Annotated in this window: 1 protein-coding gene; it reads left to right on the plus strand. The window is 61.0% G+C overall.

The features are described 5' to 3' along the window. Positions 1–61: 61 nt before the first annotated feature. A protein-coding gene (locus AVAK2825_RS24695; RefSeq protein WP_284403122.1) for an IS5 family transposase occupies positions 62–870 on the plus strand; the annotation gives its coding sequence in 2 pieces (ribosomal slippage) (positions 62–392 and positions 392–870; 810 coding nt in all). The last annotated feature ends 11 nt before the right edge of the window (positions 871–881 follow it).

Here is an 881-nt window from a genome sequence, read left to right on the forward strand (position 1 = left end):
TAAGAGTGGCTAACACCACTTCCTCCGGGGCCTCCGCAGAGCAGTTATGCTCGCTGCCCTCATGGCACGACGACCCGTTAGTAAAGAACTGTGGCGGCAGCTACAACCCCTGATCCCAGCCTTCGTGCCATCGGCCAAAGGCGGTGCTCGCAAGCTTGCAGTGAGCGATGAAGCCGCCCTCAACGGCATCCTGTTCGTTCTGCAAACAGGTATTCCATGGGAAGACCTCCCCCAATCCCTGGGATACGGCAGCGGCATGACCTGCTGGCGACGCCTGCGTGACTGGAACGCCGCTGGTGTCTGGGAGCAGTTGCACCAGGCCATGCTCGTGCGTCTGCGCGAGCAAGATCAGATTGATTGGAGTCGTGCCAGCATCGATGGCTCGTCGGTTCCAAGCCCCCGGGGGGCCAGGAAACAGGCCCCAACCCTACGGACAGAGGCAAGCTCGGGAGCAAGCGGCACATCGTCGTAGACGCCCGGGGCATCCCGTTGGTAGTGCTGGTCAGTGGTGCGAACCGGCACGACTGCATGATGTTCGACAAGTGTATTGACGCCCTGCCGCACGTTCGAGGACTGCGCGGCAGGCCCAAGCGCTGGCCCTGCAAACTGCACGCTGACAAGGGCTATGACTACGCCAAATGCAGAGCACACCTGCGCAGCCACGGCATATCAAGCAGGATTGCCAGGCGGGGGATAGAAAGCAGCAAGCGCCTGGGCAAGCATCGCTGGGTGGTGGAGAGAACCCATGCGTGGTTTGCTGGCTTTGGAAAGCTGCGCATTCGCTTTGAGCGGCGACTGGACATCCACCAGGCGCTGCTGAAATTGGCCGCAGCCATCATCTGCTCGCGGTTTGTTGAGAGGTCGTGTTAGCCACTCTAAAG

Origin of the sequence: Acidovorax sp. SUPP2825, from assembly GCF_030158995.1 — a bacterium.
Taxonomy (GTDB): domain Bacteria; phylum Pseudomonadota; class Gammaproteobacteria; order Burkholderiales; family Burkholderiaceae_C; genus Paracidovorax.